Origin of the sequence: Pseudomonas sp., from assembly GCF_035277045.1 — a bacterium.
In the GTDB taxonomy this organism is placed as follows: Bacteria; Pseudomonadota; Gammaproteobacteria; order Pseudomonadales; family Pseudomonadaceae; genus Aquipseudomonas.
This window is the reverse complement of sequence record NZ_DATELE010000102.1, coordinates 1-5,985: the sequence shown is the minus strand read 5'-3', so window position 1 is coordinate 5,985 and position 5,985 is coordinate 1. Positions and strand designations below refer to the sequence as shown.

The window sequence follows — 5,985 nt, the reverse complement described above, 5'->3', positions numbered from 1 at the left end:
GCCGCCATGGCGATACGCCAGATGGAGGGCGAGGACGGGGCCGAATTCACATAGGTGCAATTTGAGCATGCATTGTGTTTTGTGACAAAGGCTTATGCTGTGTTTTTACACAGTTGTTGAGCTGTAGGACCACAATTGTTGACCTTGGTTTCCGCGCACGCCATGCTGGCCCCTCCCCTCCCCCACCGCAAACGACCATGCTCACCTGGCTGACCCGCGACTCCCTGGCCTTTCCACCGCTGGACAAGGCACTGCACGACCCCAATGGCCTGCTCGCCGCGGGCGGCGACCTGAGCGCCGAGCGCCTGGTCCAGGCCTACCGCCATGGTTGCTTCCCCTGGTACCAGGATGGCCAGCCGATCCTCTGGTGGTCGCCGGACCCGCGCACGGTATTGCTGCCAGAGGAACTCCACGTGTCTCGTTCACTGGCCAAGCTGCTGCGCCAAGAGCGCTACCAGGTGAGCTTCGACAGCGATTTCGCCGGGGTCATCAAGGCCTGCGCCGCGCCGCGCGACTACGCCGACGGCACCTGGATCACCAGCAGCATGCAGGCGGCCTACCACACCCTGCACCAGCGCGGCATCGCCCACTCGGTTGAGGTGCGCCAGGAGGGCGAACTGGTGGGCGGGCTCTACGGCCTGGCCATGGGCAAGCTGTTTTTCGGCGAGTCCATGTTCAGCCGCGCCGACAACGCCTCGAAGGTCGGCTTCGTGACCCTGGTCGAGCACTTGCGTCAGGCGGGCTTCGTGCTGATCGACTGCCAGATGCCCACCCACCACCTGCACAGCTTCGGTGCCCGCGGCATCAGCCGCGCGGCGTTTGCCGATTACCTGGCGCGCTACCTCGACGCGCCCAGCTCGGCCACCTGGGTACGCTAGGCGAGTTTTCACAGCTGGCATACACTTAATGCAAAGTCTTTCCGAGGGGTTGATCATGACAGAGCTGGCGCGGTTGAAGTTCTATGCCACTCAGCCCCATTCCTGCAGCTACCTGCCGGAAGAGCAGGCCACCACGCTGTTCCTCGACCCCAGCCAGCCGATGGATGTGCACGTGTATGCCGACCTTTCGGAGATGGGGTTCCGGCGCAGTGGCGATCACCTCTACCGCCCGCACTGCCAACACTGCAATGCCTGCGTGCCGGCGCGCATCCCCGCCGCGCGCTTTCTTCCCAACCGCCAGCAGCGGCGCATTCTCAAGCGCAACAGCGACCTGACCATCACCCCGGCCCGCCCGGCGTTCAAGGAAGAATATTTCGACCTGTACCGGCGCTACATCGAGCAGCGCCACGCCGACGGCGACATGTACCCGCCCAGCCGCGATCAGTTCGCGACCTTCCTGGTGCGCGACCTGCCCTTCTGCTGGTTCTACGAGTTTCGCCTGGAAGGGCGCTTGCTGGCGGTGGCGGTCAGCGACCTGCTGCCCAACGGCCTCTCGGCGGTGTATACCTTCTACGAGCCGGACGAGGAGCGGCGCAGCCTGGGACGCTTTGCCATCCTCTGGCAGATCACCGAGGCCGTGCGCCAGGATCTGGAGGCGGTGTACCTGGGCTACTGGATCAAGAACTGCAAGAAGATGAACTACAAGACCCAGTACCGCCCCATCGAGCTGCTGATCAACCAGCGCTGGGTGACCCTCAACTGAAAGCATTGGCTTGAACGGCAATTTTCGGGCATAATTCACGCCACTTTTTTTGCCCGGTACAGTCCTGTGTCGGGCCATATTGGACACCGAGGGCTTTACTGCATGTCGAAAGAAGACAGCTTCGAAATGGAAGGCACTGTCGTCGACACCCTGCCCAACACCATGTTCCGCGTGGAGTTGGAAAACGGGCACGTCGTTACCGCGCACATCTCTGGCAAGATGCGCAAGAACTACATCCGCATTCTGACTGGCGACAAGGTCCGCGTCGAACTGACGCCGTATGACCTGAGCAAGGGCCGCATCACCTACCGCGCCCGCTAAGCTCCAGCCATGAAAAAGCCCGGCCAATGGCCGGGCTTTTTTGTGGGTGGCGTCCCTGGTTGATCGGGGGACCGCGACGCGGCCCCCGAATCCTCAGGCCATCTCCGCCGTGGTCTCGAAGTCGAAGACCAGTTCGCCATCGCGCATGTCCACATGTACCACGCCGCCATGCTCGGACAACTCGCCAAACAGGATTTCCTCGGCCAGCGGACGCTTGATCCGGTCCTGGATCAGCCGCGCCATCGGCCGCGCGCCCATCTGCACATCGTAGCCACCCGCCGCCAGCCAGCTGCGCGCCGCATCGCTGACTTCCAGCAGCACGCGCTTGTCTTCCAGCTGCGCCTGAAGCTCGGTAAGGAACTTGTCGACGATGCTCTTGATCGTCTCGTGGCTGAGACGGCCAAACTGGATGATGGTGTCCAGACGGTTGCGGAACTCCGGCGTGAAGCTCTTCTTGATCACTTCCATGGCATCGGAGGTGTGATCCTGCTGGGTGAAACCGATCGAGGCCCGCGCGGCGGTTTCGGCACCGGCGTTGGTGGTCATGATCAGGATCACGTTGCGGAAGTCCGCCTTGCGCCCGTTGTTGTCGGTCAGGGTCCCGTGGTCCATCACCTGCAGCAGCAGGTTGAAGACTTCCGGGTGGGCCTTCTCGATTTCATCGAGCAGCAGCACGCAGTGGGGCTGCTTGGTGATGGCTTCGGTCAACAGGCCGCCCTGGTCGAACCCGACATAGCCCGGAGGCGCGCCGATCAGGCGCGACACGGTGTGGCGCTCCATGTACTCGGACATGTCGAAGCGTACCAGCTCGACCCCCAGCGCCTTCGCCAGCTGGCGCGCCGCCTCGGTCTTGCCGACACCGGTAGGACCTGCGAACAGGAACGAACCAACCGGTTTGTCAGGTGCCTTGAGGCCCGCGCGCGACAGCTTGATGGCCGTGGCCAGCGAATCGATTGCAGCATCCTGGCCAAACACGGTGAGTTTCAGGTCGCGCTCCAGGTTACGCAGCAGCTCCTTGTCGGAGCTGGTGACATGCTTTGGCGGAATCCGCGCGATCTTGGCAACGATGTCCTCGACCTGAGGCACTTCGATGCGCTTGACCCGCATGGCCTCTGGCTGCAGGCGCTGGTAGGCGCCGGCTTCGTCGATGACGTCAATGGCCTTGTCCGGCATGTGCCGGTCATTGATGTAGCGCGAGGCCAGCTCGGCGGCGGCACGCAGCGCCTCGTCGCTGTACTCGATGTTGTGGTGCGACTCGAAACGCCCCTTCAGGCCGCGCAGGATGCCGATGGTGTCCTCCACCGAGGGCTCCGAGACGTCGACTTTCTGGAAGCGCCGCGCCAGGGCCCGGTCCTTCTCGAAGATGCCGCGGAACTCCTGGAACGTGGTAGAACCGATGCAGCGGATATCACCCGACGACAGCAGCGGCTTGAGCAGGTTGGAGGCGTCCATGACCCCGCCGGACGCCGCGCCGGCACCGATGATGGTGTGGATCTCGTCGATGAACAGCACCGCCTGCGGGCGTTTGCGCAGCTCGCCGAGCAGCGCCTTGAAGCGCTTCTCGAAATCGCCGCGGTACTTGGTGCCGGCCAGCAGGGCGCCCAGGTCGAGGGAATAGACCACGCTCTGCGCTAGCAGGTCAGGCACCTGGCCGTCGACGATACGCTTGGCCAGGCCCTCGGCGATCGCCGTCTTGCCGACACCGGCCTCACCGACCAGCAGCGGGTTGTTCTTGCGGCGACGGGCAAGGATCTGCGCGACGCGCTCGACCTCGAGCTCACGCCCCACCAACGGGTCGATGCGCCCCTGGCGCGCCAGTTCGTTGAGGTTGCTGGCGTAAGCGTCCAGCGGATTGCTCGAGGAAGAGGCTTCGCCGCCCTCCTCGTCCTGCATTTCCTGGTCGTTTTCGGAATGCTCGCCGTGGCCCGGCACCTTGGAGATGCCATGGGCGATGTAGTTGACCACGTCGATGCGCGCCACGCTCTGCTGCTTGAGCAGGAACACGGCCTGGCTTTCCTGTTCGCTGAAGATCGCCACCAGCACGTTGGCGCCGGTTACCTCACGCTTGCCGGAGCTCTGCACGTGGAACACCGCGCGCTGCAGCACACGCTGGAAGCCCAGGGTTGGCTGAGTCTCGCGGTCCTCGTCGTGGACGGGGATCAACGGCGTGGTCGAATCGATGAACTCTTGCAGGTCGTGCTTGAGTTTGTCGAGGTTGGCGCCACAGGCGCGCAGAACGGTGGCGGCCGCTTCGTTGTCAAGGAGTGCCAGCAACAGGTGTTCGACGGTCATGAACTCATGACGTTTCGAACGGGCCTCCTTGAAGGCCAGATTGAGGGTGACTTCGAGCTCGCGGTTTAACATAGCTTCACCTCATACCCAAGTGGTCGGCGATTAACCGTCCTTCTCGATTTCACAGAGTAGCGGATGCTGGCATTCCTTCGCGTATTGGTTGACCTGCATGGCCTTGGTCTCGGCTATGTCTCGGGTAAACAATCCGCAAACTGCCCGTCCCTCGGTATGGACGGCCAGCATGATCTTGGTCGCCAGCTCGCGGTTCAGATTGAAGAACGTCTCGAGCACTTCGACGACGAAATCCATCGGCGTGTAGTCATCATTGAATAAAACCACCTTGTACATCGGTGGCGCCTGCAGGGCTGGCTTGGCCTCTTGTACCGCCAGGCCAGAGCCATCGTCCTCATGCGATTGCGGGCGATCCTGATTGAATGTTAGTCGAATCTGGCTGTGTGCATGCATGGAAAGAAATTCATCATATCGACAGGTTAGGGTTGAGGGTTGACCGCGGAAAGCCTACGCCGGTGCGGACCGCCGCCTGACCTTGACTATCGGCAAAACGGTGTTACAACCAATAAGAACCCACCGTGGTCGATAAAGATCCGTGCAGTCAACCAAAAATTTTCGCAGGTTCATTTGCGGATGGAGTCGATGATACTCCAGTGATGGAGTCCTTTGCAGAGGGATATGAGGATGGCAAGCGGCAAAGTCAAGTGGTTCAACAATGCCAAGGGCTATGGTTTCGTCAATGAGGAGGGCAAGACTGAAGATCTGTTCGCCCATTATTCGGCGATCCAGATGGACGGCTACAAGACGTTGAAGGCCGGCCAGGTGGTGACGTTCGACATCATCCAGGGCCCCAAGGGTCTGCACGCGGTCAATATCGTCGACCCTGCGAGAGTGGAGGCAGCCCACGTCACCGTGAGCACGCCCGAGGAGCAGGCCGTCAAGGCCTGACCTGAAACGCCTTCTGCAGGGACGCGAAAACCGGCCGGTCGTGGCGACTGGCCGGTTTTTGTTTGCCTTACATATGCTGGATCAGCGCATCGCCAAAGCCTGAGCTGCCGACGAGGGTGGCGCCGTCCATCAGGCGCTCGAAATCATAGGTGACCGTCTTGGCCGCGATCGCGCCGTTGGTGCCCTTGATGATCAGGTCCGCCGCCTCGGTCCAGCCCATGTGCCGCAGCATCATTTCCGCCGAGAGAATCACCGACCCCGGGTTCACCTTGTCTTGGCCTGCGTACTTGGGCGCGGTGCCGTGGGTGGCCTCGAACATGGCCACGGTGTCCGAGAGGTTTGCCCCAGGGGCGATGCCGATGCCGCCCACTTCGGCCGCGAGCGCGTCGGACAGGTAGTCACCGTTGAGGTTGAGGGTGGCGATCACGTCGTATTCGGCCGGGCGCAGCAGGATCTGCTGGAGCATGGCATCGGCGATGGCGTCCTTGACCACGACTTCCCGGCCGGTCCGGGGATTGTTGAACTTCATCCAGGGGCCGCCGTCGAGCAGCTCGGCGCCGAACTCCTCCTGCGCCACCTCGTAGCCCCAGTCCTTGAACGCGCCTTCGGTGAACTTCATGATGTTGCCCTTGTGCACCAGGGTCAGCGACTCGCGGTCATTGTCGACCACGTACTGCAGCGCCTTGCGCACCAGGCGGCGGGTGCCTTCGCGCGAGACGGGCTTCACGCCGATGCCGCAATCCTCGTCGAAGCGGATCTTGGTGACGCCCA

Annotated in this window: 7 protein-coding genes; 4 read left to right on the top strand and 3 right to left on the bottom strand. The window is 62.3% G+C overall.

Features of this window, described 5'->3' with window-relative positions:
• The first annotated feature begins 197 nt into the window (after positions 1-197).
• The 3 genes from aat to infA all read left to right on the top strand — a co-directional run bounded on the left by aat (position 198) and on the right by infA (position 1,962).
• Complete coding sequence (gene aat, locus VJS90_RS04215; RefSeq protein WP_324119390.1) at positions 198-878, top strand: leucyl/phenylalanyl-tRNA--protein transferase; 681 nt, start codon at positions 198-200, stop codon at positions 876-878.
• A 55-nt stretch (positions 879-933) separates the two neighbouring features.
• A complete protein-coding gene (locus tag VJS90_RS04210) occupies positions 934-1,641 on the top strand; it encodes an arginyltransferase (protein ID WP_324119391.1) in 708 nt (235 codons plus the stop codon).
• A gap of 102 nt (positions 1,642-1,743) precedes the next feature.
• A complete protein-coding gene (gene infA, locus VJS90_RS04205; RefSeq protein ID WP_002553999.1) occupies positions 1,744-1,962 on the top strand; it encodes a translation initiation factor IF-1 in 219 nt (72 codons plus the stop codon).
• A 93-nt stretch (positions 1,963-2,055) separates the two neighbouring features.
• Here the strand turns inward: infA and clpA are convergent, their stop codons facing one another.
• Together clpA and clpS are read right to left on the bottom strand one after the other, a co-directional pair.
• Complete coding sequence (gene clpA / locus VJS90_RS04200; RefSeq protein WP_324119389.1) at positions 2,056-4,326, bottom strand: ATP-dependent Clp protease ATP-binding subunit ClpA; 2,271 nt, start codon at positions 4,324-4,326, stop codon at positions 2,056-2,058.
• 30 nt (positions 4,327-4,356) lie between these two features.
• On the bottom strand, positions 4,357-4,719 hold the full coding sequence (clpS, locus tag VJS90_RS04195) for an ATP-dependent Clp protease adapter ClpS (RefSeq protein ID WP_324119388.1): 363 nt from the start codon (positions 4,717-4,719) through the stop codon (positions 4,357-4,359).
• Between the two features lie 231 nt (positions 4,720-4,950).
• Here clpS and cspD point away from each other — a divergent pair, with 231 nt between their 5' ends.
• Positions 4,951-5,214 (top strand): cold shock domain-containing protein CspD, encoded by a 264-nt coding sequence (gene cspD / locus VJS90_RS04190; protein WP_324119387.1) that lies wholly within the window; start codon positions 4,951-4,953, stop codon positions 5,212-5,214.
• 67 nt (positions 5,215-5,281) lie between these two features.
• On the opposite strand, the gene VJS90_RS04185 is transcribed toward cspD, so the two are convergent.
• Positions 5,282-5,985 (bottom strand): isocitrate/isopropylmalate family dehydrogenase (locus VJS90_RS04185; protein WP_324119386.1); only part of this gene is annotated, 704 nt, incomplete at its 5' end.